This window comes from Streptomyces afghaniensis (genome assembly GCF_044327915.1).
GTDB lineage: Bacteria > Actinomycetota > Actinomycetes > Streptomycetales > Streptomycetaceae > Streptomyces > Streptomyces afghaniensis.
In genome coordinates, this window is record NZ_JBIRGJ010000007.1 from 637,116 (window position 1) to 660,500 (window position 23,385).

22 protein-coding genes are annotated in these 23,385 nt (G+C 70.5%); 9 read left to right on the top strand and 13 right to left on the bottom strand.

Translation table 11 applies throughout. The features are described from left to right. Window positions 1–84: 84 nt before the first annotated feature. A complete protein-coding gene (locus tag ACH4G3_RS28665; protein WP_397627208.1) occupies window positions 85–1,119 on the top strand; it encodes a Gfo/Idh/MocA family protein in 1,035 nt (344 codons plus the stop codon). Here ACH4G3_RS28665 and ACH4G3_RS28670 read toward each other — a convergent pair. Then, window positions 1,106–2,746, bottom strand: coding sequence for an alkaline phosphatase D family protein (locus ACH4G3_RS28670; protein ID WP_397627209.1), 1,641 nt, complete (start codon window positions 2,744–2,746; stop codon window positions 1,106–1,108). The genes ACH4G3_RS28665 and ACH4G3_RS28670 overlap by 14 nt on opposite strands. A gap of 133 nt (window positions 2,747–2,879) precedes the next feature. On the opposite strand from ACH4G3_RS28670, the gene ACH4G3_RS28675 reads away from it, so the two are divergent. Further along, window positions 2,880–3,638: an SDR family oxidoreductase gene (locus tag ACH4G3_RS28675; RefSeq protein ID WP_397627210.1), complete on the top strand. Its 759-nt coding sequence runs from the start codon at window positions 2,880–2,882 to the stop codon at window positions 3,636–3,638. Between the two features lie 278 nt (window positions 3,639–3,916). Here ACH4G3_RS28675 and ACH4G3_RS28680 read toward each other — a convergent pair whose 3' ends face one another. The 3 genes from ACH4G3_RS28680 to ACH4G3_RS28690 all read right to left on the bottom strand — a co-directional run bounded on the left by ACH4G3_RS28680 (window position 3,917) and on the right by ACH4G3_RS28690 (window position 6,495). Beyond that, the gene (locus ACH4G3_RS28680) at window positions 3,917–5,047 is read right to left on the bottom strand and encodes a D-alanyl-D-alanine carboxypeptidase family protein (RefSeq protein ID WP_397627211.1); all 1,131 of its coding nucleotides are present in this window, start codon (window positions 5,045–5,047) and stop codon (window positions 3,917–3,919) included. Between the two features lie 74 nt (window positions 5,048–5,121). Beyond that, window positions 5,122–6,108 carry an aldo/keto reductase gene (locus ACH4G3_RS28685; RefSeq protein ID WP_397627212.1) on the bottom strand — a complete coding sequence of 329 codons (987 nt, stop codon included), beginning with the start codon at window positions 6,106–6,108 and terminating at the stop codon, window positions 5,122–5,124. A 60-nt stretch (window positions 6,109–6,168) separates the two neighbouring features. Further along, window positions 6,169–6,495, bottom strand: coding sequence for a nuclear transport factor 2 family protein (locus ACH4G3_RS28690; RefSeq protein WP_397627213.1), 327 nt, complete (start codon window positions 6,493–6,495; stop codon window positions 6,169–6,171). A 168-nt stretch (window positions 6,496–6,663) separates the two neighbouring features. Between ACH4G3_RS28690 and ACH4G3_RS28695 the strand changes: the two genes are divergently transcribed. Then, window positions 6,664–7,221: a DoxX family protein gene (locus ACH4G3_RS28695; RefSeq protein WP_243380902.1), complete on the top strand. Its 558-nt coding sequence runs from the start codon at window positions 6,664–6,666 to the stop codon at window positions 7,219–7,221. A 49-nt stretch (window positions 7,222–7,270) separates the two neighbouring features. Then, on the top strand, window positions 7,271–7,639 hold the full coding sequence (locus tag ACH4G3_RS28700; protein ID WP_397627214.1) for a MazG-like family protein: 369 nt from the start codon (window positions 7,271–7,273) through the stop codon (window positions 7,637–7,639). Here the strand turns inward: ACH4G3_RS28700 and ACH4G3_RS28705 are convergent. Further along, window positions 7,636–8,994, bottom strand: coding sequence for a hypothetical protein (locus ACH4G3_RS28705; RefSeq protein WP_397627215.1), 1,359 nt, complete (start codon window positions 8,992–8,994; stop codon window positions 7,636–7,638). The genes ACH4G3_RS28700 and ACH4G3_RS28705 overlap by 4 nt on opposite strands. Before the next feature lie 115 nt (window positions 8,995–9,109). On the opposite strand from ACH4G3_RS28705, the gene ACH4G3_RS28710 reads away from it, so the two are divergent. Further along, window positions 9,110–9,601, top strand: a complete 492-nt coding sequence (locus tag ACH4G3_RS28710; RefSeq protein WP_397627216.1) for a MaoC family dehydratase — start codon at window positions 9,110–9,112, stop codon at window positions 9,599–9,601. A 26-nt stretch (window positions 9,602–9,627) separates the two neighbouring features. Here the strand turns inward: ACH4G3_RS28710 and ACH4G3_RS28715 are convergent, their stop codons facing one another. The 8 genes from ACH4G3_RS28715 to ACH4G3_RS28750 all read right to left on the bottom strand — a co-directional run bounded on the left by ACH4G3_RS28715 (window position 9,628) and on the right by ACH4G3_RS28750 (window position 17,171). Next, complete coding sequence (locus ACH4G3_RS28715) at window positions 9,628–10,581, bottom strand: ornithine cyclodeaminase family protein (RefSeq protein WP_397627217.1); 954 nt, start codon at window positions 10,579–10,581, stop codon at window positions 9,628–9,630. Next, a complete protein-coding gene (gene dmpG, locus ACH4G3_RS28720) occupies window positions 10,578–11,585 on the bottom strand; it encodes a 4-hydroxy-2-oxovalerate aldolase (RefSeq protein ID WP_397627218.1) in 1,008 nt (335 codons plus the stop codon). Before dmpG ends, ACH4G3_RS28715 begins: the two co-directional genes overlap by 4 nt. Beyond that, on the bottom strand, window positions 11,582–12,511 hold the full coding sequence (locus tag ACH4G3_RS28725; protein ID WP_397627219.1) for an acetaldehyde dehydrogenase (acetylating): 930 nt from the start codon (window positions 12,509–12,511) through the stop codon (window positions 11,582–11,584). Before ACH4G3_RS28725 ends, dmpG begins: the two co-directional genes overlap by 4 nt. Next, the gene (locus tag ACH4G3_RS28730; RefSeq protein WP_397627220.1) at window positions 12,498–13,391 is read right to left on the bottom strand and encodes an HpcH/HpaI aldolase/citrate lyase family protein; all 894 of its coding nucleotides are present in this window, start codon (window positions 13,389–13,391) and stop codon (window positions 12,498–12,500) included. Before ACH4G3_RS28730 ends, ACH4G3_RS28725 begins: the two co-directional genes overlap by 14 nt. Then, on the bottom strand, window positions 13,388–14,668 hold the full coding sequence (locus tag ACH4G3_RS28735) for an 8-amino-7-oxononanoate synthase family protein (protein WP_397627221.1): 1,281 nt from the start codon (window positions 14,666–14,668) through the stop codon (window positions 13,388–13,390). Before ACH4G3_RS28735 ends, ACH4G3_RS28730 begins: the two co-directional genes overlap by 4 nt. Continuing rightward, entirely contained in the window at window positions 14,665–15,453 is a 789-nt protein-coding gene (locus ACH4G3_RS28740) for a cupin-like domain-containing protein (protein ID WP_397627222.1), read from the bottom strand. The genes ACH4G3_RS28735 and ACH4G3_RS28740 overlap by 4 nt, the downstream gene beginning before the upstream one ends. A 95-nt stretch (window positions 15,454–15,548) precedes the next feature. Further along, the gene (locus tag ACH4G3_RS28745) at window positions 15,549–16,685 is read right to left on the bottom strand and encodes an MFS transporter (RefSeq protein WP_397627223.1); all 1,137 of its coding nucleotides are present in this window, start codon (window positions 16,683–16,685) and stop codon (window positions 15,549–15,551) included. Window positions 16,686–16,883: 198 nt separating this feature from the next. Beyond that, window positions 16,884–17,171: a hypothetical protein gene (locus ACH4G3_RS28750; RefSeq protein WP_397627224.1), complete on the bottom strand. Its 288-nt coding sequence runs from the start codon at window positions 17,169–17,171 to the stop codon at window positions 16,884–16,886. A gap of 264 nt (window positions 17,172–17,435) precedes the next feature. On the opposite strand from ACH4G3_RS28750, the gene ACH4G3_RS28755 reads away from it, so the two are divergent. The 4 genes from ACH4G3_RS28755 to ACH4G3_RS28770 all read left to right on the top strand — a co-directional run bounded on the left by ACH4G3_RS28755 (window position 17,436) and on the right by ACH4G3_RS28770 (window position 23,383). After that, window positions 17,436–18,188: a HalD/BesD family halogenase gene (locus ACH4G3_RS28755; protein ID WP_397627225.1), complete on the top strand. Its 753-nt coding sequence runs from the start codon at window positions 17,436–17,438 to the stop codon at window positions 18,186–18,188. Window positions 18,189–18,371: 183 nt separating this feature from the next. Beyond that, window positions 18,372–18,947, top strand: a complete 576-nt coding sequence (locus ACH4G3_RS28760; protein WP_397627226.1) for a cysteine hydrolase family protein — start codon at window positions 18,372–18,374, stop codon at window positions 18,945–18,947. Beyond that, a complete protein-coding gene (locus tag ACH4G3_RS28765; protein ID WP_397627227.1) occupies window positions 18,944–21,370 on the top strand; it encodes a M20/M25/M40 family metallo-hydrolase in 2,427 nt (808 codons plus the stop codon). The genes ACH4G3_RS28760 and ACH4G3_RS28765 overlap by 4 nt, the downstream gene beginning before the upstream one ends. A 6-nt stretch (window positions 21,371–21,376) precedes the next feature. Further along, the gene (locus ACH4G3_RS28770; RefSeq protein WP_397627228.1) at window positions 21,377–23,383 is read left to right on the top strand and encodes an ATP-binding cassette domain-containing protein; all 2,007 of its coding nucleotides are present in this window, start codon (window positions 21,377–21,379) and stop codon (window positions 23,381–23,383) included. Window positions 23,384–23,385 lie beyond the last annotated feature (2 nt).

Sequence of the window (23,385 nt, forward strand, 5' to 3'; positions counted from 1 at the left end):
AGTCCCTCCCTTTTCGAGTCGATGGCCACCTATGCTCTCAGCTCGTACGGACTGCTCGGGTTACGTGGTGAAGGCGGGGCGGGAATGACGGCGGACACGGTGCGGTGGGGGATCCTGGCGACCGGGGGGATCGCGGGCGCGTTCACCGCGGACCTGATCGACCTGCCGGACGCGGAGGTCGTGGCGGTGGCGTCCCGGTCGGAGGCGTCGGCGAAGACGTTCGCGGAGCGGTTCGGGATCCCCCGGGCGTACGGGGACTGGGACGCGCTCGCGGGGGACGAGGACATCGATGTCGTCTACGTCGCCACCCCGCACACGGCGCACCGGACCGCCGCCGGTCTGTGTCTGGCGGCCGGGCGGAACGTGCTGTGCGAGAAGCCGTTCACGCTGAACGTGCGCGAGGCGGCGGAACTCGTCGCGCTGGCGCGGGAGCACGGGCGCTTCCTGATGGAGGCGATGTGGATGTACTGCAATCCGCTGGTGCGGCGGCTGAAGTCGCTGGTCGACGACGGTGTGATCGGCGAAGTACGCACGGTCCAGGCCGATTTCGGGCTGGCCGGGCCGTTCCCGCCCTCGCACCGGCTGCGGAATCCGGAGCTGGGCGGGGGCGCGCTGCTCGATCTCGGCGTGTATCCGGTGTCGTTCGCGCAGCTGCTGCTCGGGGAGCCGTCGGACGTCGCGGCGCGAGCGGTGCTCTCCGACGAGGGCGTCGATCTCCAGACGGGAGCGCTGCTCTCCTGGGAGAGCGGCGCTCTCGGCTCGGTGCACTGCTCCATCGTGGGCGGCACGGCGACCTCCGCCTCGGTCACCGGCTCCAAGGGCCGTATCGACATCCCGCACGGCTTCTTCTTCCCGGACCGCTTCGTACTGCACCGGGACGGCCGGGACCCCGAGGAGTTCACGGCCGACCCGGCGGACGGGCCCCGCAACAGCCTCCGTCACGAGGCGGCCGAGGTGATGCGCGCCCTGCGTGCCGGTGAGACCGAGTCCCCGCTCGTCCCGCTCGACGGCACGCTCGCCGTGATGCGGACGCTCGACGCCATCCGGGACCGCGTCGGCGTCCGCTACCCGGGCGAGATGCCGGACGAGGACCTCACGGCCGAGCTCACGCCGGCTTGAGCCCCTGCTCCCCCACCTCCGTCACGAAGGACGCGGCCGTCGTGACCGGCGCCCCCTGGCGGGTCACGTACGGCACGGTCCTGAAGTCGGCCCGCGCCGACTCCTGCCCCAGGGCGACCGTGACGTAGCCGCGCCGGCCGTTGAAGAACTTCAGGTGCGGGTTGGCGGACATGTAGGTGTCCCAGGTGGCGGGCTTGTCGGCGCCGTCGCGGCCGCTGGAGACCGACGTCGCCACGATCTCGGTGCCGAGCGTCGCGGAGTTCTGGTCGTCGAAGTCGTCCTTGATGTCGAAGGCGTACGCCGCGTGCACGTCGCCGCTGAGCACCATCAGGTTCTCGACGCCGGCGGCCTTCGCCCCGTCGAGGACGCGCCGGCGTGAGGCGCTGTAGCCGTCCCAGGCGTCCATCGACACCCGTGACGGGGTGGTGGCGTCCATGTGCCGCCGGGCGAACAGGACCTGCTGCGGTACGACGTTCCACAGGGCCCGGGAGGAGCGCCAGCCGTCGAGCAGCCACCGTTCCTGCGTCGCCCCGGTCATGGTGCGCGCCGGGTCGTCGGACTCGGGCCCGGGGACGTGCGCCTTGTCTCCGTAGGCCTGGTCGGAGCGGTACTGGCGGGTGTCCAGGACGTCGAACTGGGCGAGCCGGCCCCAGTGCAGCCGGCGGTAGAGCCGCATGTCGGGTCCGGCGGGGCGCTGTGGCCGGCGCAACGGCTGGTTCTCCCAGTAGGCGCGGTAGGCGGAGGCGCGGCGCAGCAGGAACTCCTCCGGCGGGACGCTGTTCTCGGGGATGTCGTCGGCGTAGTTGTTCTCGGTCTCGTGGTCGTCCCAGGTGACGACGAAGGGGTGCGCGGCGTGTGCGGCGCTCAGGTCGGGGTCGGACTTGTAGAGGGCGTACCGCAGGCGGTAGTCCTCCAGGGTCAGGGTCTCGCGGTTGAAGAGGTCGGGCAGCGTGCGGTCGGTGTAGTTGCGCTGGCCGCCGACGGAGTTGACGGCGTACTCGTAGAGGTAGTCGCCGAGGTGGAACACGAGGTCGACGTCGTCGGCGGCGAGATGGGCGTAGGGCGTGTAGTAGCCGTCGTGGTACGCCTGGCAGGAGACGGCGGCGAGGGTGAGTTCCGGGACGCGGCTGCCGGGGTCGGGGGCGGTGCGGGTGCGGCCGGCCGGGCTGACCCAACGGCCGGCGCGGAAGCGGTAGTAGTAGACGCGGCCGGCTTCGAGGTGGCTCACCTCGACGTGGACGGTGTGGTGGAACTCGGGGTGCGCGGTGGCGGTGCCGCGCCGGGCGATGCGGTGGAACCGCTCGTCGTGGGCCAGCTCCCAATGGACGGTGACGCGTTCGGCGGGCAGTCCGCTGTCGGCCTGGAACGGGGCGGGCGCGAGGCGGGTCCACAGGATCACGGAGCCGGGCAGCGGGTCACCGGAGGCGACGCCCAGCGTGAACGGGTTCTCGGTGATCCGCGCGGCGTCGAGTTCGGCGGCGGCCGCGACTCCCGGGGACGGCAGGTTGGTCGCGAAGGCCAGCGCGGCGGCGGCGCCGGTGGCGGTGAAGAAGCGGCGACGGCCGATGTGCCGGGCGGCCGCGCGGAGTTCGGGGGCGTGCTGGGACGGGTGTGCTGCGGGTGTCATCCGGTCCTCCCCTGACGAATGGCTCAGAGGGCATTGGAGTGGCCGGGGACGACACCTGGTCGACACGTACACAGCACTCGCGTGACGGACGGATGAGTTCCGGATGGCGGGCCCTCCCGTACGCTGCGGGCCCATGAATGCGAAGCGAACTGGTATCGCGGTGGTGACCGGAGCGGGATCCGGTATCGGCCGCGCGGTGGCCGTGGAACTGCTCCGCGCCGGCTGGTCGGTGGCGCTGGCAGGGCGGCGCGTCGAGACCTTGGAGGAGACCGCGGCCCTGGTGCCCGAGGGCGCCGCGCTCGCCGTACGGACGGACGTCTCACGGCCCGAGGACGTGAGCGCCCTGTTCACGGCCACCGTCGAGCGTTTCGGGCGGGTCGACCTGCTGTTCAACAACGCCGGCACGTTCGGACCGGGCGGCGTGCCGGTCGAGGAGCTGTCCTACGACGCGTGGCGGCACGTGGTGGACACCAACCTCAACGGGGCGTTCCTGTGCGCGCAGGCGGCGTACCGGCAGATGAAGGAGCAGGAGCCGCAGGGCGGGCGGATCATCAACAACGGTTCGATCTCCGCGCACACGCCGCGTCCGCACTCGGTGGCCTACACCGCGACCAAGCACGCGCTGACCGGTCTGACCAAGTCGCTGTCGCTGGACGGGCGGCCGCACCGCATCGCCGTCGGGCAGATCGACATCGGCAACGCGGCGACGGACATGACGGCCCGTATGCAGACGGGAGCGCTCCAGGCGAACGGCGAGATCGCCCCGGAACCTGTGATGGACGTCGCCGACGTGGCCCGCACGGTGCGGCACATGGCGGAGCTGCCGCTGGAGGCGAATGTGCAGTTCGCGACCGTACTGGCCACGGCGATGCCGTACGTCGGGCGCGGCTGACCCGGGAGCGGGCATTCGTCAACTCGTCAACTTGCACAAACGGAATATGAACGTCCGCACCATTGCGGCCGGTCGGGCGCCTATGCTCAAATCTCCTACACGAAAGCTTCACAGTTGGAGCAGACAGCTTCCGTCGGCCACATCCAGGGGGGAGGGCGGCAGTCGTTCCACGGCACCGGGTGGGGGTGGACCCCGCGTGGGACCGCGGGGTACGCACCGGTACGCGTGGAACGACTGCCGCTTACATCAAGGGCGCGCCGGCGTACGGCTGTTGGACGTCATTCGCGGTGCCGTCCCTTCGCGGGCCGGCGCGCCACCCGCCGGCGCAGCGCCCAGGCCCCGCCCGCCAGGAGTGCGACCGCGGTACCGGCGCCTTCCGCCAGCCGCCCCGCCGAGGGTCCGCGCACGACGGTACCGGCGGCGGCTCCCCCGCGCCGGGGCGCCGGCTCCGCCCCCTGCCCCGCGCTCACCGGCTCGACCAGCGTGCCCACCGCCCGTGCCGACGCCCCGTGCGCGAAACCCCAGTCGAGCAGGGCGGCGGCCTCCTGGTAGACGGCGTCGGCGCTGTCGGCGGGGTGCATGACGGTGACGAGCAGGGTGCGCCCGGCACGTGTGGCGGCGCCGGTGAAGGTGTTGCCGGCGTGGGTCGTGTAGCCGTTCTTCACCCCGATCAGCCCCGGATATGCCCGCAGGCCCCACGCCCCGCCCAGCAGCCGGTCGGTGTTCTGGATCTGGAACGTCTTCCCGCCCCCGGCCGGGAAGTCGGCCGTTCTCGTACGGCAGTAGGCGCGGAAGCCGGGGTCGCGCAGCCCGTACCGGGCGAAGAGCGTCAGGTCGTACGCCGAGGACAGCTGCCCCGGGTGGTCGAAGCCGTCCGGGCTGACCACGTGCGTGTCGAGGGCCTGGAGTTCCCGCGCCTTGGCCCGCATCTCGGCGACGGTCTTCGCCACACCGCCGTTCATGTGGGCGAGGACGTGCACGGCGTCGTTCCCCGAGCGCAGGAAGACGCCCTGCCAGAGCCGGCCGACGGTGTACGTGGTCCCCGCCCGGATGCCGACGAGGCTGGAGCCCGCCGGGATTCCGGCGAGGTCGGCGGCGGTGACGGTGTGCCGCCTGCTGGGCGGGAACCGGTCGAGCACCGTGTCGGCGAACAGCATCTTCAGCGTGGACGCGGGCGGCAGCCGCCGGTGCGCCCGGTAGGCGGCCAGCACCTCGCCGCTGTCCTGGTCGGCGACCAGCCAGGACCGGGCGGTGAGCCTGCCGGGCAGCCCGGTAGTGCTGCCCACCTGCACCGCGTCCTCGCCGAGGCGGTCACCGCCGAGCACGGGCCGGGAGGCCCGGGCCGGTGCCGCGGCGGCCGCGGCCAGGGCGAGCACGGAACGTCTGGACAGCCGGGCGGAGTCACACATCCCGCGACGTTACGAAGCGGAACCACCTCGGCGGGCCCGGAACGTTCAAAGACTCGCCCAAGGTCCCGCAATGCTCACCGCCCGAGCAGCCGGTCGGCCTCGGCCAGCTGCTCGCCGGTCAGTGCCCCCTTCTCCAGCGCTCCCGCGTTCTCCTCCGCCTGGGCGACCGAACGGAAGCCCGGGATCGGAATCGTGCGCGGGCTGCGTGCCCACAACCAGGCCAGGGCGCCCTGGCCGAGCGTGCGGCCCCCGCTGGTGAGGACGTCCCTGAGGGCGTCTATGCGGGCGAGCCACTCCGGGTCGGGGCCGGATCCGTCGCCGAAACCCTGGAGCCAGGCCGGGGGCCTGCTGCGGATGTCACCGGCCTCCAGCGGCTGCCGGGCCCGGCGTTTCCCGCTGAGCAGCCCCATGGCGAGCGGACTGCGGTTGATGCTCGCCAGGCCGGCCTCCTCGCACAGCCGGATCATCACGGGTGCGTCCTGGAGAACGTTGAGCGTGTGCTGGACGGCGGCGCAGTGCTGCCCTTCGGCGAACACGGCGGTGCGTGCGGGGTCGTCGGTGCTCCAGGCGTAGGCCCGTATCAGCCCCTCGCGGACCAGTTCCTCGCACGCGTCCCGGAGCAGGGCGGCCTGCTCGGTGTCCGCGTCGGAGAGGTGGAACTGGTAGAGATCGACGTAGTCGGTGCCGAGCCGGTCCAGGGACGCGGTCAGGGCGCGGCGCAGGTAGGCCGGGGAGTCGTCGCTGCCGGTGCGGGTCCGGGTGTCCTCGTCGAACACGTTGCCCCACTTGGTGGCGACGACGACATCGGCCCTGCGCTTGCCGAGGGCCCGGCCGAGCACGCGTTCGCTGTGTCCGGCGCCGTAGGTGTCGGCGGTGTCGAAGAAGGTGACGCCCAGGTCGAGGGCGCGCCGCACCGCCCGTACCGACTCCTCGTCGTCCACCTTGCCCCAGCCGAGCGGCTGCCCGTCCGTGTCCTGCCATTCCCCGCCGATCGCCCAGCAGCCGAAGCCGAGGGCGCTCACCTCGATACCGCTGCGTCCGAGCTGCCGTGTGGTCTCCATGCCCGGGAGGCTAGGAGTTGGAGTGCACTCCAGCACAAGACCCGGGCGGTGCGGGGTTTTTCAGGCCTGGCCGGTCTCGAAGCGGGAGATCCTGCCGTCGTCGTCCACGGTGAAGCTCCACCGGGTGCGCATCTCGCCCCAGGTGTCGTTGCTGTAGCGGGCGATGAGGGCGCGACCGCCGTTGGACTCGTTGTCGACCTCCATGTGGCCGTGCGAGGAGAAGATCTCCCGGTCGACCCAGTCGGCGAGGTCGCGGTCGGAGCCGTCGTCCGCCATGGTCGCGCCGGGCGCGAGAAGAGCCATGAAGGCCTCGCGGTCGTGGTTGTTCACGGCGGCCACGAAGGCCCGGACGGACGGATCGCTGAGGCGCGTGGTCTGAATCGTCATGCCAGTCAGCCTCGTCCCGACCGGCGGAGCACGCCACCCGTGCCACCCGAACGGCGTCCCCGGTGGGTTCGCCGGGTGTCGCGGGGTGTCAGGAGTGCGACGGTGGAAACGCGACGGGGAGGGTTCTTCTGTTCCCTTCCGTTCCTGATGTCTGCTCCGGGAGACGACGTGAGGCGTTACGACCGACGTGATCTGGGCCTGCTGCTGCTCCGGCTGGGGACGGGCGGTGTGCTGGCCGCGCACGGCACGCAGAAACTGTTCGGCTGGTTCGGCGGGCACGGCATCGAGGGCACCGGCCAGTTCATGGAGTCCGTCGGCTATGTCCCCGGCAAGGCGAGCGCGACGGCGGCGGGCCTCGCGGAGACCGGCGGCGGCACCCTGCTGGCCCTGGGGCTGGCCACACCGGCGGCCGGTGCCGCGGCGGCCGGTGCGATGGCGGGCGCGGCGGCCGTGCACACGCCGAACGGCTTCTTCAACCAGGGCGGCGGTTACGAGTACGCCGCGTCACTGGGCCTCACGGCCGCCGGACTCGCCGTCACCGGCCCGGGCCGGCTCTCCCTGGACCACGCGCTCGGGCACGCGGTGAACCGGAGCTGGATGATCCCGGCGGCGTTCGCGGCGACGGCGGCGGGGACGGCCCTGATCGTCGGGGCGCGCAACCGGCGGCTGCGGAAGGCGAAGGAAGGCGAGCAGGACCCGCTGTTCGAAGAGGAGTACATGGAGTAGCACCCGTCGGGCGCCTCGCTGTCAGACCCTCGTGGCAGGCTGCGGCCCCATGGACGATCACACGCCTCGGACCCCGCCCTCGCCCGACCTGTGGGCCACCATCGACACCCTGTCCGAGTGGCTCGACACCCACCGCCCGGTCGAGGGCCGCGAGGGGGTGCTCCTGCGCATCCTGAAACTGTCCGAGGAGGTCGGTGAGGTCTCCGAGGCGGTCATCGGCGCGACCGGCCAGAACCCGCGCAAGGGCGTGACGCACACCTGGGACGACGTGCAGTCGGAGCTGTGCGACGTCGCCATCACCGCGCTGATGGCGCTGCGGACGCTGACCCCTGAGGCGCGGGAGGTGTTCGAGCGGCATCTGGAGCGGGTCGCGAAGAGGTCGCTGGGGACGCCGAGAGCGCCCCTCGACCACCGCTAGACGGCGACGACGCAGTTGTCGGAGCTCCTGCCACCGAACACACTGACGATCCCACTCGTGCCGTCACCGTAGAACCGCGCGTACACCCCCGCCGGGCGGCCGCCGAACAGCAGCGGCCCGAGCACGGGGGCAACGTCGGCTTCGTACGGCTCGTCGACACCGTCGGCACACATCGCAAGCCGGTACGTCTGCGGAGCCACGTACTCCTGCACCACGCTCGTGCCCGCCTCGGCTGCCGCGGCCACCGCCGTGTCCCACTGCGCCTGCTCCGTCTCACGGCCGATGACGACCTGCTTGCCGCTCATTCCGACGCTCGCCTTGAGCACCAGAGACTCCCGGTGGCCCACGGCGTACTGGACGAGGTCGACCTTGCGGCCGTCCCGGTGCGTCCCCCTGTCGGACAGGACTCGCGTCCACGGCAGGTAGGTGTCGACCAGCTTCCGCTCGGCCGCGCTCATCCACGGCCGCCCCTCCGACAGCAGGCCCATGGTGAGCTTGCTGGACAGGAAGGTGGAGGTCTGGGTGCCCACCAGCAGGCAGCCGGCGTCCACCGCGGCCTGCACCGGGGCGGTGTCGAGACCGAGGGCCTCCCAGTCGGGGATGGTGAAGTCCCGCAGGCCCAGTGGGTAGCGCAGGTGCGGCGGACAGTCCCAGGCCTCATGCAGGTCCTCGGGCTCGAAGAAGCGCGCCGTGAGTCCACTGCGGTTGAAGTAGTCCGTCTGCAGGTCGAAGTAGCGGGTGAAGCCGCCTTGGTCGCGGGCGCTGCCCAGCAGGGCCACCCGGGGCTCCGCCCCGAGCTCCGTGCACAGGTCCTCGAACATCCGGGTACGGGCCGCGAACGGATCGGGAGAGGTGAACGGCACCCGGCCCGCGCTCGCGTAGAGCTTGTGCCAGACGTCCATGCGGCAATGCACCTCCACCGCGCCGCAGAGCGCCCCGCTGACGTTGAACTCCAGGAACTGCGGCCCGTTCGGCCCGATGACGACGTCCGGACGGGCCACGCAGTCCGCGTACCGTTCCTCCACGAACGGGTCGGCCATGAACAACTGCCGCTCGCTGCGCGGCATGCTGTACGCCGTGAGCCTGCCCTCCGTGGTGGGCGCGGTCTCGAGGGCGGTGCGGCGCACCATGTCGAGCAGCGCGGCGGAGACGCGGAACAGTTCCGCATAGGTCGCACGCGGCAGAGCGAACGGCGCGGCGGGCAGCAGCGGCTGGTACGGGTAGCCGATGTCCCGCAGCCCGTGGCGCAGCATCTCGCTGATCGTCTTCGCCGGAGCGGCGGGCGCCAGGCGGTGCCTGCCGAACCACGGGTGGTCCTTCACCCCGTGCGTTGCGTGGTCCTCAAGCGCGGTCATCCGCTGTTCCCCCTACCTGTCTCGTCCCGTCGGGACTGCTCTGACCTGCCGTGATCTGGATGACGTACGGTCTGATCGCATAGCAACCGCCGTATTTCACAGGGGAGATCGACCCATGACTCTGCGCCGCGTCCAGCACAACGAGTACGTCGAGGAGCACGGCGGTGATTACGAGGACTTCGAGGCCGGCATGGTGATCCGGCACTGGCCGGGGCGGACCATCACCGAGACCGACAACACCTGGCTCACCCTCTTGACCATGAACCAGCATCCCCTGCACTTCGACCAGCACTACGGCGCGGGGTCCGAGTACGGGCGGGTGCTGGTCAACAGCGGCATCACGCTGTGCCTGGTCGGCGGCATGACCGTACAGGCGCTGTCCGCGCGTGCCGTGGCCAACCTCGGCTGGGACAAGGTGCGCCTGAAGGATCCGGTGTACGTCGGTGACACTCTGTACGCGACAAGCCGGATCCTCGGCAAACGGCTGTCCAACTCCCGCCCCGGGCAAGGGATCATCACGGTCGAGACGACCGGCACGAAGTCGACCGGCGAAGCCGTCATAGTGTTCGAGCGCTCCTTCATGGTCCGCTGCCGCGAGACGGACTGACCGGCAGGGCCGATGCCCGAACCGGCTCAGCTCGCGGCCTCGTACAGCGCTGCCGCCGCGGCCGTGTCCTCGATGGCCATGCCGACGCAGCGGAACACCGAGGTCCGGCCGCCGGTCGCGGCCGGAGCGCTGACCAGCTCGCCCAGTTCGTGGAGCCGGTCCTCGCCGATCAGCCCGGCGGCCAGCGCGGCCCGCACCTCGCCCGCCTCCTCGACAGCCGCGACCCGCTGCTCCACGACGACGAACGCGTCCGCCAGGAGCGCCGGGGCGACTTCAAGGGCTTCTTCATGCGTCCCGCCGATCACATTGACGTGCGCGCCCCGAGCCACCCAGCCGGCCTCCACGAGGGGCGTACGGTCGCTGGTGGAGGTCGTCGTGCAGACGACCGCGGCGTCGGTGACGGCCTCCTCGGCCGTGCGGCACACCGTGACCCTCACCGGGGTGCCCGCCGTGTCGCGGATCCACTGGGCGAACTCCTGCGTACGGGCCGCGGTGCGTGAGTACACCCGGACGGAGCGGATCGGGCGCACCGCGGACACCGCTCGCACCACCGCGCGGGCCTGCACCCCGGCGCCGATGACAGCCAGGTCCTCGGCATCCTCCGGTGCGCACAGGCGGGTCGCGAGTGCCGCGACCGCACCGGTGCGCAGGGCGGTGAGTTCGGCGCCCTCCAGGAGGGCGGTGATCCGGCCGGTCTCCAGGGCGGTCAGCGCGACCACCCCGTGGATCAGCGGCAGGCCGCGCTCCGGATTGTCCGGGGTGAGCGTGGTGATCTTGACGCTGCCCACCCCGCGCCGTTCCCAGACCGCCGTCCCGGCCAGCAGTTCCCGCTGCGGGCCGTGCTGGACGACGGTCCGGGGCGGCGAGGAGGTACGGCCCGCCGACAGGTCGACGAACACATCGGCCAGCGCGTCGATCACCCGCAGCAGCCGCTCTCGGCCCGCCATGTCCGCGGGGCCGATCATCAGTTGCCCGCTCATGCGACGGCCTTTTCGCTCAAGCCGGCCACGACGTCCCGGATCAGGTCCTCCTGCCCGGCGATGGCCTGCCGCCTGCCGAGCTCGAAGAACACGTCGCGCGGGTCGACCCCGGCACGCGCGGACTGGTCGAGTACCTGGTGCTTGAACCCGGAGAACACCCCGGCCAGACCGCTGACGATGCTCAGCGAGCCGGTGACCGGCGGCGCGGGCATCAGCTCGCGCTCGGCGAACTCGGCGGCGTCGAGGAGTGCGTACAGGTCGATGCCGGTCGTGAACCCGGTGCGTTCCAGCACCGGCACGAGCACCTCCAGCTGGGTGTTGCCGGCTCCGGCGCCGAAGCCGCGCGCACAGCCGTCGATGATCCCGGCCCCGGCCTCGGCGGCGGCCACGGAGTTGGCGACCGCCATGCCGAGGTTGTTGTGCCCGTGAAAGATCACCGGCACATCCACGGCCGCGGCCATCGCGCCGATCCGCTCGGCGACGTCCCGGGGCAGGAAGTGGCCCGCGGAATCCATGATCCCCACGGCCTGCGCCCCGTACTCGACGGCGTTCGCGGCGTGCTCGGCCAGTTCCCCGGGGGTGGCCATGTGGCTCATCAGCAGCACGCAGTGTGCCTCGGTCTGCTGCTCCCGCAGGAATTCGAGGTGGCGCTCGGCCAGTGACGTCTCGGTGCAGTGCACGCCGACACGGACCACGTCGGTGCCGTGCGCAACCGCCTTGCGCAGCTCGTCGGAGGTCCCCCAGCCGGGCAGCATGAACACACCCATCCTGCTGGTGCTCAGGGCCTCCCGCACGGTGGACAGCATCACGTCGTCGCTGACCGCTGCCCGTCCGGCCTGGAGCGAGGAGGCGCCCAGGCCGTTGCCGTGGCCGACCTCCACCACGGGGACGCCCGCCGCGTCGGCCGCCTGCGCGTACCCTCGCAGCGCCGCCACACCGAGCTGGTGTCGCACCGCGTGCTGGCCGTCGCGCAACGTGGGGTCATGGATCACGACGGCGCTCATCGGCCCACCTTCGTCCCTGCGGCCAGGGCGATCCGGGCCGCGTGCTGCTCGGCGACCATGACGGCGGCCGAGTTGATGATGTCCAGGTTGCCCGCGTACGGCGGCAGCACCTCGCTCCTGGCGATGATCTCCAGGGAGACCACGACCCGGTCGCCCTCCACCGTGCAGCCGATGACCTGGTAGCCGGGCGCGAACGCCCGTACCCGCGCGGCCGCTTCGTCGACCACGGCACGTACCGCCTCGGCGGTGGCCCCGGGGACGACCGCGTGGACGGTCGTCCGGAAGGTCGCCGGGGGCACTGCCGGGCTGATGTTGAGGAGCACCTTGGTGTCGCGCACGCCGGAGAACGTGCTGATGGCGTGCTGGGTCGTCGCCACGTACTCGTCGAGGTTGAGCCGGGTGGCGCGGCCCGCGATGGTGCTGGCCGCCGTGGAGACGACCTCGATGTACTCCACCTCGAACCGGCCGGCCAACGCGTGCGCGATCGGGGTCGACGCCTGGCCGCCGCAGCTGATCAGGCTGATGTTGCGCTCGGTCGGGGCGTGCGTCCCGGTCACGGTCGGCACCACCATCTGCCCGACCTTGCTGGGCGTCAGGTCGATCAGCAGCGTGTCCAGCGGCTGGAGCAGCCGCCAGTGCTCGACGTGCGCGGCGGCGTTGGTGGCGTCGAACACCACGTCGAACGGGCGTGGCGCCGCGAGGACCGCGTCGATCCCCCCGGCCGTGGTGGCGTAGCCGAGCCGGCGTGCGCGCTGCAGGCCGGCGGACTCCGGACTGCGCCCGGCCACCAGGCCGCATTCGAGTACGTCGGACTGGTGGATCTTGCTGACCAGGTCCTGGCCGATCGCCCCGGTGCCGATGACGGCGACGGAGACGGCCCGGACGGCACCCGGCCTCGGGGCGGTCGCCTCCTCAATGACGGTCATGGTCCATCCCTTCACGATTGCTGCCGGCCCGGCCGAACCGACCAGCCCAGGCGTCCCCGAGTGCCACCGTCATCCGGGCCATCCGGGCGAACGGCGGGCCGATCATGTTCCCGTCCAGGACCGCGATTCCCTCACCCGCGGCCTGTACCGCGTCGGAGACCCGCCGGGCCGTGCGAAGCCCCTCCGGGTCGGGCCGCAGGGCCCGGTTGATGGCGTCCAGCTCACCGGGGTGCACGGTCGCCTTGCCCTGGAAGCCGAGTTCGCGCCCCCGCGCGATCTCTTCGGCCAGGACGAGCGGCTCGGTGAGCCGGAAGTTACCGGTGTCGATGCAGGCGGTGCCGTAGCGAGCACAGGCCATGACCATCGCCTGCCGGGTCGCGAGCAGGCCCGCCCAGGTGATCTCGATGCCCAGGGTGGCGGCCAGGTCGGCGGAACCGAGGATCAGCCCGTCGGCGGCCGCCGCGACCTCGTCGACGCCGGCGACGGCCTCCGGGGTCTCCAGGGTCACGTAGATCTGCGGACGCTGCCCTGCCGAGGCGAGGGTGTCGCGCATCAGCCTCACCTCGACCGCGGACTTCACCATCGTCATCACGACGAAGCCGGGCCGGACCGGTGACTCGGCGAGCAACTCGATGTCGTGGACCGCCTCGATGGTGCCGAGTCCGTTGACGCGCACGGCGACGTTCTCCGGTTCCGGCGCCTTGTCGAGGGCCACCCGGCATACGTCGCGCGCCGCGGGTTTCTCCTGCGGCGGGACTCCGTCCTCCAGGTCGATCAGGTGCACGTCCGCGTCGTACGACCAGGCCTTGACCACTCGGTCGAGGGAGAGCGCGGGGGTGTACAGGATGCTGCGCGGGATCGCCCGGGCCGTGCTCGTCACAGGACCGCCTCCCCGGACAGCGGGGCGGCCGCCTCGGCGCCCGCTTCGACCAGCACATCGCACAGATCGCGGATCTGCTGCTCGGTCTGGCCCGCCCGCATCATGACGCGCAGTCCTGCCGTACCGCGTGCGACGATCGGGAAGAACACCGGCGAGACGTAGAAACCGGCCTCGATCACGCGACGGCCCGCCTCGATCACCGTCGCGTCGCTCATCGGCACGAGGCGGATCGGGAACGTGCTGCCGGCCTGCTCCGTGCGGACCAGCGAGTCGAAGAGCTCGATGTTCGCGTAGAGGCGGTTCTGCAGGGTGGTCAGCTCGCCGGTCCGGTGGATCTCTGCCGAGGCGAGGCTCGCACCGACCGACGCGGTGTTCAGCAGCTGCGAGTAGTTCAGGGCGCCACCGAATCGCTCGATGACGCGCAGGGTCTTCTTCGACTGCCCGTCGAGCACGATCGCCGCGCCGCTGGTGCCGAACGCCTTGTTCAGGGTGACCACCGTGATGGTGCGCTCGTCCTGGATCGGGCTGTGCGTACGGACGTAGCCGACGCCGCGCTCGCCGTAGGCCGACAGGGAGTGCGAGTCGTCGTAGTAGACCAGCAGACCGTACTTGTCCTGGAGCTCGGCCAGTTCCTTGACCGGTGCGTAGCCGCCCAGGCTGTCGCTGCCGTCGCAGACGTAGGCGACCTTGGCGTACTTCTTGCACATGTCCTCGATGAAGTCGAGGTCGTGGTGGCGTGAGGTGACGACCTCGGTCTCGTCGGCACAGACCGGCTTGAGGCCGGCCATCGACACATGGGCGTTCTTGTCGAAGATCATCAAGGGCCGGGTGCCGTTGCCCAGGTGGCCGGAGGCGATCAGCGGGAGCAGGCCGAACGTCGCGGTGCTGGCGGCGATGGAGCAGACGACCTGGGCGCCGAACAGCTCACCCAGGGACGTCTCCAGTTCCCGCATGGCGGGGATCTGGACCCGGCTGCGGGCGATGCAGTGGTCGAGCACGCCGTAGCGGCGCATCGCGTCGATGCCGCCCTCGATCACCTCGGGGTGCGAGTCGAGGTCCAGATACGAGCAGCAGCTGAAGTTGACGAACTCATGGCCGTCGGCGATGAATTCATGCCCCTCGGTGGCGCGGAGCACGCCCGAGCCGGCGTCGAGGTCGGCCACGATTCCGGCCAGGCCGTTGCGTTCCGACATGTCCCAGAATTCGTTGCCGATTCCGATCAGCTTGTCGTTGTTGCGGTACCGGTGGGTGGGGGTGATGGTCTTGCGTTCGCTCATGAACTCGTCACCGCCGGCTCGTAGTTGTAGACGCCCTTGAGCTTCCGGAACACCGCGGTGTAGAGCGCCACGCCCAGCACGTAGGGCCGACGGAAGATCTTCGCGTCACGCAGCCAGAAGTTCATGTTGATGTTCATCTCGTCCAGCGACTCGGCCTGGTGCCACCACCCCAGCGGGAGGTAGAGCATCTGTCCTGGTTCCAGGACCAGTTCGCGCCGCTGGGCGAGCTTGGCGGCCACCTTCGGGTGGCGTGCCCAGTCCACGTCGTCGAAGTCGAAGACCTGCGACTTGTCGCCGAACCCTCCCTTGAGCGACCTGGGGTAGTACTCCCAGAACCCGGGGGGCGCCAGCACGAACCGTTTGCGGCCCTCCAGGCAGATGTTGAAGTTCTCCAGCTCGTCGAAGTGGCTCTGGGTGAACACCCCCTGGTGGCTGATCCACAGGTTGGCGGCGTTCATCGGGCCCCGGTAGTCGAAGAGCTTTCCGGCGTCGAACCCGAGGATCGCGTTGACGTCGGCCGGGCTGTTGCGGAAGTTGGAGACGATGCGGTTCCACGTACCGGGGTCGGTCAGGTACTTGTCGTTCTCGAAGAACTCGCGGAGCTTGATCTCCTCGGTGGTCCATCGCTCCGAGTTCTGCTTGTTGCTCGGTTCGGTGAACAGGGTCACCGTCATGTCGCCGAGGCGCTCGGCCACGCCTTCCCGGCCCAGGCCCTCGGTGCCCTTCGGCAGGGTGATGATCACTGGAACGTCGGCCCGGATGAGGGCACGCCGCCCGAAGGCCATGAATTCGTCGAACGAGATGCGGGGAACCGGTAGGCCCCCGAGAGTGTCCCGCCCCGACACAGAATGCGCTGTGTTCACAACTCTGTCCTCATCGTTCACTGTTCGGATACCGCCCATGTCGATGCCGGCTGCACGTCCGGCTTGCCCTGCCGCAGCGCCCGCCGGCCCGCGACGCTGAGTGTCACGGCGACGACCCCGCCGCCGACGCCCGCCCACACCCCGTGCGCGGAACCGTTCATGTCGGAAAGCGCCCCGCCCACTGCCGTGCCCGAGCCGATGCCGAAGGCCCCGGCGCTGGTGAGCCATGAGAACGACTCCGAGAGGGAGCCCTGCGGAGCCACCGACTCGAGGAGGGTGCTTCCCGAGATCAGCGCGGGCGAGATGGCTACGCCCGCGATGACGGCGAGGAAGGCCATCACGAGAGACGAGTCCGTGAGGGCGAGGGGGATCGCGCTGAGTATCAGGAAGCACGTGGTGATCGAGAGCATCCTGTCCTGCGGGACACGCCAGTCGACCGCTCCGTAGACCAGGCCGGAAACCAGACTGCCGGCTGCGATCAGAGCAAGGAGTACGCCGCCGAACCAGGGTGTCCCCTGCTCCTCGGCGAACGCGATCATCGAGACGTCCACGGCGCCGAACAGGAAGCCCATTCCGGCATACGCGAGCGTCAGCACCCACACCCCGGTCACGGTGATCGCTCGTACGGGGCTGCGGCCCGGTACCGGCTCGGACGCCGGCTCGGATCTGCTGTGCAGGGCGACCGCCATGGAGCCGATGGTGTGCAGCGCCCAGCACGTGAGCAGACCCGCGACCGGGTGCACCGCCGATGCCAACGCCGTGGCCAGCAGCGGCCCGAGCAGGAAGATCGTGTCGTCCAGCATGGACTCCATGGCGTAGGCGGTCCGGAGGGACTCGGGGGCGACCATCGCCGCCCACCGTGCCCGTACGAACGAGCCGAACGACACGGAGGTGCACCCGGCGGCAGCCGCCCCGGCGATCAGCACCCAGAGCGGAGCCTCGAGCGCGATCGACACCAGCAGCGACGCCATCCCCACCGCGTGCGCCAGGCATGCGGTGAGCAGCACCCGCCGCTGGCTCGTCCGGTCGGCCAGACGGCCGAGCACCGGACTTGCCACCCCCTGGCAGACCAGCATCGCCGCCGCCACCGTCCCGGCCTCGGCCAGCGATCCGGTGACAGCCGAGACCAGCATCAGGCAGCTGATGGAACGCATGGCAATCGGAAATCGACCGATCATCCCGGAGAGCGCCAATGTTGCCGCACCGGGCGATCTCAGCAGTCGCACATAGGACCCGAGCCCGGAATGCATCCCCGATGCTTCTGCGGACACAGCTCTCCCGTCGATGTAAAGGAATATCTGGAAAGAAAACGCGACGGCTTCGAGTCGCGGAGCCGCCCGTCCCGAATTCCCTTATTCGTCAGGGCCGACGGGGAGGGTGGCGTCGTTGAGCAGGTAGGCGGTGAGGAAGGTGGTGGTGCGGGCGTGGGCACGGGCCTTGCGAAGGCGCGCGAGCCGCTGCCCGGACGTGAGGAGTTGTTCCTCTGCGTCGAGGAGGCAGAGGACCGTACGCAGACCGCTGACCTGCGCGCGGCCGAGGGGGTCGGAGGGCGTGCCCTCGCTGTGGACCAGGTCCCCCAGGAGAGCTTCGACCTGGTCCCGTGGAGAAACGCTCCGCGTCGGCTCCAGGGGTTCGTTCATCTCGTCGTCTCCCCCACATGGCGGTTATGAGCGCGGTATGGCCTCACTTGAGGATGATTTCGTCCGGGGCGCAGCGCAAGGCGGTTGGGCGGCAGACTTCCGGCAGTTACGACAGCAGTGGGCAGGATGCGTTCGCCACCGGCAACGGAGGCCCGGGTTACTGCCCCTTTCCTTGTGGGCCTCTTCGGCGCCCCGTAGGTTCACTCACGAATCGCCCGACGGATTTCCGCCAACGGGCTTCGGCGTGAAAGCAGGGAGAAACACATGTCATTCGACGAGATTGCCCCGGCGCAGATCGAGAAGGAGCTGGCGAACCACTTCGCGGGCGCTTTTGACGACGCCGCGCTGCGTGAGCTGTCGCAGAGCTTCCGGCGCAACGGCTACGTGAAGCTGTCGAACTTCGTCTCGAAGGACCTCTTCGCGACCATCACGAAGGAGTGCCACAGGCTGCTGGACCTGCACCAGCAGCGCATCGACATCCACCTGAAAGAGACCAGCAACTCGCCGCGCTTCATGAGCACGGTGAGCCAGAAGGCCATCGAGACCGACAGCGAACTCGTCCGGGCCGTCTACAACTCCGAGGCGATGATGGGCACTCTGTCCCGCATCGCCGGCCAGCCGGTCCTGCCCTGCCCCTGGGACGAGGAGAAGTACGTCCTCATCCGCCAGCACAAGCAGGGTGACACGCACGGCTGGCACTGGGGCGACTTCAGCTTCACCGTCATCTGGATCATCGAGGCGCCGGGCCCGGAGTTCGGCGGGCAGCTCCAGGCCGTTCCGCACACGGACTGGGACAAGGAGAACCCGCGGGTCCACGAGTACCTCGCCAAGCACCCGATCAGCACGTACCCGCACGCCACCGGCGAGATGTACTTCCTGCGGTCGGACACCACCCTGCACCGCACGATTCCGCTGAACGCCGACAAGACGCGGATCATCCTCAACACCTGCTGGGGCAGCGAGCAGGACCAGTTGAAGAAGGCGACCCACGAAACCATGCAGGCGATGTTCAACTGATTCCGCCGCACCGAGCGGGTTTGGGCTCCATTCCCAGCGATCAGCCTGATCGGCGCAGGCATGCACCTGTGCCGGGCCGGTGCGGTTCGTCGCGCACGTTCGGTGGTGACACACCGACGCGCTCCCGAGCAGCACCGGCCCCGGCCGCCACCCGATCCCACCCGACCGAAAGAGATCAGTCAGATGACTACGGCACTTGTCCTGGTGGACCTCCAGGTAGGCCTGCTGAACGGAGAAGACGCGGTACCCGAGGCGGACTCCCTGCTGGACCGGCTGCGTCCGCTCGCCGCGAAGGCGCGTGAACTCGGGGTCCCCGTCGTCCATGTGCAGGACGACGACCTCGGCGACGTCGACTCCGAGGAGTGGCAGATCGACCCCCGACTCGGCGTGGAAGAGGGGGACCTGAAGGTACGCAAGGTCGAATGTGACGCCTTCCACGAGACCCGGCTGGACGAGCTGCTGCGCTCGCACGGCATCCGGCACCTGGTGGTTGCCGGCCTGGTCACCGAACTGTGCATCGATTCCACCTGCCGCAAGGCCGTGACCCTCGGGTACGACGTGACTCTGGTCTCCGACGGCCACTCGACTCCGGCGAAGCATCTCCCCCTTGAGGCGATCATCGACCATCACCACCGCATCCTCGACGGCTACGGCGTCTACGTCGAGCGCCGGCCGTACGAGATCCGCCTCCAAACGGCCGCCGAGGTCGACTTCGTCGCTCCCGAGGAACCCGAACTGCAGGGTGCTGACACGCCATGACCACGACGTCCTCTGCCCCCACCGACGTGAGGCCGGCCGCGCCCGGCGTGGTGCTCCCCCGGCGACGCCACCCCCTGGTGCTGCTTGCTGTGTCATCGCTTCTGGCGCTCCTCGCGCTGCTGGGCACACTGGCGCTGCAGCCGCCGCCCGCGAAGGGGACGGACGCGCCACAAGGAGAGTTCTCGGCGGCCCGAGCGGCCGAGTACCTGACCGAGTTCGCCCGGAAGCCGCATCCGCTCGGGACCGCGGAGCACACCCGGGTCCGCGAGTACCTCGCGCGGACGGCACGGGAGCTGGGGGCAGAAGTCGTCGTCCAGTCGGGCGAGGTCGTACAGCCCGACATGGGCAGCCCGTTCCCGTCCGCGACCGTGCACAACGTGATCGCCCGGCTGCCCGGCGAGAACGGGCAGGACGGGCAGGACGGGCGCGACGGTCAGGGCGACGCGGGCGGTGCGCTGCTGCTCGTCGCCCACTACGACTCCGTGCCGAACGGGCCGGGGGCATCGGACGACGGGGCCGCGGTGGCGGCCATGCTGGAGACGCTGCGCGCCCTCAAGGCGTCCGGCGGGGTCAGGAACGACGTCGTCTTCCTCTTCAGCGACGGGGAGGAACTCGGGGCGCTGGGAGCCGAGTTCTTCACCCGGAAGCACGGACTCGATGAGTTCGGTGCGGTGCTCAACTGGGAGGCGCGCGGCAGCGGCGGCCCGGTGATGCTGTTCGAGACCGGCGAGGGGAATCTGCCGCTGATCGACCTGTTCGCCGAGGCGAACCCCCGCCCGGTCGCCAACTCGCTGGCGTACGAGGTCTACAAGCGGCTGCCCAACGACAGCGACTTCACCGTCTTCCGCAAAGAGGGCGTCGCGGGCCTGAACTCCGCCTTCATCGAGGGGTTCCACGACTACCACTCGCGTTCCGACACGGTCGAACAGCTCGACCGGGACAGCATGCAGCACCACGGTGAGGCCATGGTCGGCATGGTGCGGGCCCTGGACGGCGCCGACGCGGAGCAGCTCCGCGGCGAGAACGGGGTCTACTTCGACCTGTTCGCGCGGGTCCTCGTGCGTTACCCGGTGTCGTGGGCGCTGCCGCTGGCCGGGGTCACGCTGACGGTGCTCGCCGGCCTGCTGGTGTGGGGGGCACGCCGGTCCGCCCTGCGTCCCCTGCGGGTCGTCGCGGCGGCGGGGACGGCACTCGGCACGCTGGTGGCGGCCGGTGCCGTGGTCCACGGGCTGTGGACGCTGGCACTGCTGCTCGCACCCGACCTGGCCACGCTGCCCTTGGCCGAGCCGTACAACCGGAGCTGGTTCGTGGCGGCGTTCGGCGCGATCGTGGGCGGCGTCCTGCTGACGGCGGCCAAGGTGCTGCGCCGGCTGCGTCCGGCCGAGACGACGGGTGGCGTGCTGCTGTTCGCGGGCCTGCTGCTCGCGGTCCTGACGCTGCTGCTGCCCGGTGCCGGCTATCTCCTGCAGTGGCCACTGCTCGCTGCGCTGCCCTCGCTGTGGTGGATCTGCCGGACCGAGGGACGCGCGAAGGGCGAGACGGCGGCCGGGACGCGGGAGATGTGGGCCGGTGCGCTGCTGTGGTCGGCCGGGCCCGCCGTCGCCGTCGTTCTCTTCGTGCCGCTCACCGGCAGCCTGCTGACGGCGCTCGGCATTCCGCTCGCCTCGGTGTCCATGGTCTTCGTCACGGCCGGTCTGGTCTCGGCCCTGCCGCTGCTGGTCCGGCTGCCGGCCACCGGACTGAGTGCCGTCGTCGCGGCCGGTGTCGCGCTGGCCCTTCTGGGCACCGGCGTCGTCCGGCACGGGTTCAGCGCGGAGCGGCCGAGGCCCGACTCGCTGCTGTACGTACGCGATGACGTGAAGGCCAGGACGCTGTGGTTCAGCGGCGACCCGGCACCCGATGCCTGGACGCGCAGAGCGCTGGGCGACGACCCGGAGCGGGCTGCCGTGAACGATTACTTCCCTCCGCGCGGAGACGAGCCGGCCATGGTGGCGAAGGCGCCCGCGCTGGACGTCCCCCTCCCGGAGGTCACGGTGCTGGACGACACCACGCGCGGCGGCACCCGCACGGTCCGCTTCAGGGCCGAGTCGCAGCGCCCCGCCTGGCGCATCCAGGTGCGGCTGCCGCAGAAACCTCTCACCGCATGCACGGTCGCGGGCACCCGCCTGGACCGGGCGGCGATGAAGGAGCAAACGGGAGGCGCGAACGACGTCGTCTTCCACCACTACGGTGCGCGCGGTTTCGACGTCAGCTGTGAGGTCCCGGCCGGCACCCGGCTGCGCGTGGACGTAGCGGACTACACCATCGGTCTGACCCCGCAGGTGCGGGATCTGGTGGGGCCGCGGCCGCGGGACACCGTCCCGGTCGCGTTCGGCTTCCTGCCGGAGGACTCCGTCATCGCCCGTGCGGCGGAAGAGATCTGAGGATCCATGAACCACGTCTCACGGGACAACGCCATCGAGGTCCGCAACCTGACCCGGGTCTTCCCGGCCGGGGGCTCGGACACGCTCGTCAAGGCCAATGACGACCTGACATTCAGCATTCCCCGCGGCCAGGTCTTCGGGCTGCTGGGGGCGAACGGCGCGGGCAAGACCACGCTGGTGTCGCAGCTCCTCGGCCTGGTGCGCCCCACCTCGGGCGAGATCCTGGTCGAGGGCATCGACGCCGTCGCCTGGCCGGACGAGGTCAAGGCCATGACCGGCTTCCTGCCGCAGACCGGCCTGTCGATGCGCCTGGTCGAGGTGCGGCGGGCGCTGCACTACACCGGTCGGCTGCGCGGCCAGTCCGAGGCGGACGCGCGCCGCCAGACCGCCGAGCTCATCGAGGAACTCGGCCTGGGCGACGTCAGGGACCGCTACGTGGACCAGCTCAGCGGCGGCATGACGCGTCTGGTCAACTTCGGCATGGCCCTCATGGGCCGGCCCAAACTCCTCATCCTCGACGAGCCGACCAACGAACTCGACCCGCACAACCGGCGGCTCGTGTGGGACATGGTGTCGCGGCGCAGCGCCGCGGACGGCACGACTGTCGTCCTCGTCACGCACAACGTGCTGGAGGCCGAGTCGGCCGTCGACCAGGTCGCCGTCATGAACGGTGGCCGCATCACCGCGATGGGCACGCCGGGCCGTCTGAAGGAGGCGCTGGGCGACAGCATCCGGCTGGAGCTGTTCGTCAAGGGCGACGGCGGGCTGGCACGGCACGAGCGGGAACGGTTCGGCGCCGTCGGCACGATCACCGCGGGCAAGCGGGACGGCAGCTACCTGGTCCAGACGGACTCCGCACGGATGCCGGAGCTCATGCGCCTCGTCCACGGCGAGGTGGGGATGGACCGGGTGGCCGACTTCCGGCTGACCCGGCCGACGCTGGAGGACGTCTACCTGACGATGGACGGCCGTTCGGGGCCGGATGCGGCCCCTTCGGTGACGACGGAGCCGGACGCCGCGGAGGGCCTGGCGAGCGCGGAGACGAGCGAGACCGCTGCCGGCCTCGTGCCGGCGGGAGCGGTGACGTCGTCGACAGCCGTCCTGACGACGGCGGCGAGCGCACCGGTGACGACTCCCGCCCCGCCCTCCGCCTTCGGGGAGGCGGGCGACGAGACGGCTTCCGGTGTCCGGGCCCGACAGGCCGCGTCCGCGGGCCCGGTGCCCCCGGGCGGGAAGGGGGTGCCTGCCCGTGGTGCGAAAACACGGCTGCGACGCATGGGAACCGACCTCAAGTACCTGTGGCTGGAACAGATGCTGGAGGTCCGCACCACCTGGTCGTGGGTGCTGATGTTCGGCCTGCTGATGCCGACGGCCATGGTGTTCGGCCTGACCCGGATCGGCAATGGTCTGTCCGACGAGCAGAGCCTGCTGTTCATCGTCAGCGGCGCGGCCATCTTCTCCGTGGCCAACGAGGGTATCGGCACGCTCGCCCAGCGCATCGGCGTCCTGCGCCAGGACGGGATGATGGTGTATTACGCGTCGCTGCCCATCAGCAGGATCTCGTTCCTGGCGGCGATGGTGTTCTCCCGGCTGCTGCTGATCCTGCCGGGCCTGATCACCCCGATGGTCGTGGCGAAGCTGATGTACGACACGGACTTCGTCATCTCGCCCGCGCTCCTGCTCGTGCTGCCGTTGTCCTGCATGGCGCTGTCGGCCATTGGACTGGCCATCGGGACGCTCGTGCGCAGCATGGACCTGCTGCTCGTGATCGTCAACCTGATGATCTTCGTGCTGCTGCTGGTGGCCCCGGTGCTCATCCCGATCGAGTCGCTGCCGGTTCCGCTCCAGGTGTTCGGCTACCTGCTCCCGCCCACGTATGCGGCGGAGTCCCTGCGCCTTGCCCTTGTCGGTGACTTCGGCGCCACCTTCCTGTTCGACATCGCCGTCCTGGCCGCGATGACCGCGGCCGGCCTGGTCGGCGCCAGCCGCTGGATGCGCTGGCGCACCGCCTGAGC

Excerpts from the sequence above, each read along its gene's own strand:
- ACH4G3_RS28665 (WP_397627208.1), top strand. The coding sequence starts at position 85 with ATGACGGCGGACACGGTGCGGTGGGGGATCCTGGCGACCGGGGGGATC.
- ACH4G3_RS28670 (WP_397627209.1), bottom strand. The coding sequence starts at position 2,746 with ATGACACCCGCAGCACACCCGTCCCAGCACGCCCCCGAACTCCGCGCG.
- ACH4G3_RS28675 (WP_397627210.1), top strand. The coding sequence starts at position 2,880 with ATGAATGCGAAGCGAACTGGTATCGCGGTGGTGACCGGAGCGGGATCC.
- ACH4G3_RS28680 (WP_397627211.1), bottom strand. The coding sequence starts at position 5,047 with ATGTGTGACTCCGCCCGGCTGTCCAGACGTTCCGTGCTCGCCCTGGCC.
- ACH4G3_RS28685 (WP_397627212.1), bottom strand. The coding sequence starts at position 6,108 with ATGGAGACCACACGGCAGCTCGGACGCAGCGGTATCGAGGTGAGCGCC.
- ACH4G3_RS28690 (WP_397627213.1), bottom strand. The coding sequence starts at position 6,495 with ATGACGATTCAGACCACGCGCCTCAGCGATCCGTCCGTCCGGGCCTTC.
- ACH4G3_RS28700 (WP_397627214.1), top strand. The coding sequence starts at position 7,271 with ATGGACGATCACACGCCTCGGACCCCGCCCTCGCCCGACCTGTGGGCC.
- ACH4G3_RS28705 (WP_397627215.1), bottom strand. The coding sequence starts at position 8,994 with ATGACCGCGCTTGAGGACCACGCAACGCACGGGGTGAAGGACCACCCG.
- ACH4G3_RS28710 (WP_397627216.1), top strand. The coding sequence starts at position 9,110 with ATGACTCTGCGCCGCGTCCAGCACAACGAGTACGTCGAGGAGCACGGC.
- ACH4G3_RS28715 (WP_397627217.1), bottom strand. The coding sequence starts at position 10,581 with ATGAGCGGGCAACTGATGATCGGCCCCGCGGACATGGCGGGCCGAGAG.
- dmpG (WP_397627218.1), bottom strand. The coding sequence starts at position 11,585 with ATGAGCGCCGTCGTGATCCATGACCCCACGTTGCGCGACGGCCAGCAC.
- ACH4G3_RS28725 (WP_397627219.1), bottom strand. The coding sequence starts at position 12,511 with ATGACCGTCATTGAGGAGGCGACCGCCCCGAGGCCGGGTGCCGTCCGG.
- ACH4G3_RS28735 (WP_397627221.1), bottom strand. The coding sequence starts at position 14,668 with ATGAGCGAACGCAAGACCATCACCCCCACCCACCGGTACCGCAACAAC.
- ACH4G3_RS28740 (WP_397627222.1), bottom strand. The coding sequence starts at position 15,453 with ATGGCCTTCGGGCGGCGTGCCCTCATCCGGGCCGACGTTCCAGTGATC.
- ACH4G3_RS28745 (WP_397627223.1), bottom strand. The coding sequence starts at position 16,685 with ATGCGTTCCATCAGCTGCCTGATGCTGGTCTCGGCTGTCACCGGATCG.
- ACH4G3_RS28750 (WP_397627224.1), bottom strand. The coding sequence starts at position 17,171 with ATGAACGAACCCCTGGAGCCGACGCGGAGCGTTTCTCCACGGGACCAG.
- ACH4G3_RS28755 (WP_397627225.1), top strand. The coding sequence starts at position 17,436 with ATGTCATTCGACGAGATTGCCCCGGCGCAGATCGAGAAGGAGCTGGCG.
- ACH4G3_RS28760 (WP_397627226.1), top strand. The coding sequence starts at position 18,372 with ATGACTACGGCACTTGTCCTGGTGGACCTCCAGGTAGGCCTGCTGAAC.
- ACH4G3_RS28765 (WP_397627227.1), top strand. The coding sequence starts at position 18,944 with ATGACCACGACGTCCTCTGCCCCCACCGACGTGAGGCCGGCCGCGCCC.
- ACH4G3_RS28770 (WP_397627228.1), top strand. The coding sequence starts at position 21,377 with ATGAACCACGTCTCACGGGACAACGCCATCGAGGTCCGCAACCTGACC.